The organism is Fructobacillus fructosus KCTC 3544 (assembly GCF_001438695.1).
Taxonomy (GTDB): domain Bacteria; phylum Bacillota; class Bacilli; order Lactobacillales; family Lactobacillaceae; genus Fructobacillus; species Fructobacillus fructosus.
In genome coordinates this window covers 4,254-4,772 of record NZ_JQBH01000023.1, presented here as the reverse complement: position 1 = coordinate 4,772, position 519 = coordinate 4,254, and the positions used below count along the sequence as shown (strand labels likewise).

Sequence of the window (519 nt, the reverse complement as noted above, 5' to 3'; positions counted from 1 at the left end):
GCTTCAAGCGCTTCACAAGCCGCTGATGATTGGTCGGAAAAATATGAAGGACTGAGTGCCGATGATGAGCAACAAACAAAACATTCTCAAATTGAAAATGACGCTGAAGAATTTTATAAACAATTTGGTGGTGATTCAATCTCTGCCAATCCTTCTTTAATTAGTGCGAAAGCAGCCGCTTCCTCCGGTAGTTCTTCGGACAGTAATTCATCAGATGACAGTTGTTCTAGTTCGGATGATGGTAGTTCTTCAGGTAGTGACGGGTACGTATTACCGGTCAAAGGGACATATAGTTTGGGAACAGGAACTTATCCGTCATACACACCTAATTCAACTGACCATGACCATAACGGTGTTGATTTTCAAAATCAAGGATTAACCGATGATGCCATTAAGAATGGTGATGAAGTGTCATGGGTATATGCCGTTCATGACGGGAAGGTCGTTGCTGTCAACCATAACAGTGACGAATACGTGGTTATTATTCAACAGACTGATAATAAGTACTCATACTACGGC

Annotated in this window: 1 protein-coding gene; it reads left to right on the top strand. The window is 41.6% G+C overall.

All coding sequences use genetic code 11. The annotated features are described in order from the left end of the window. On the top strand, positions 1–519 hold a 519-nt coding region (locus tag IV71_RS08150; RefSeq protein ID WP_234781187.1), incomplete at both ends, for a M23 family metallopeptidase.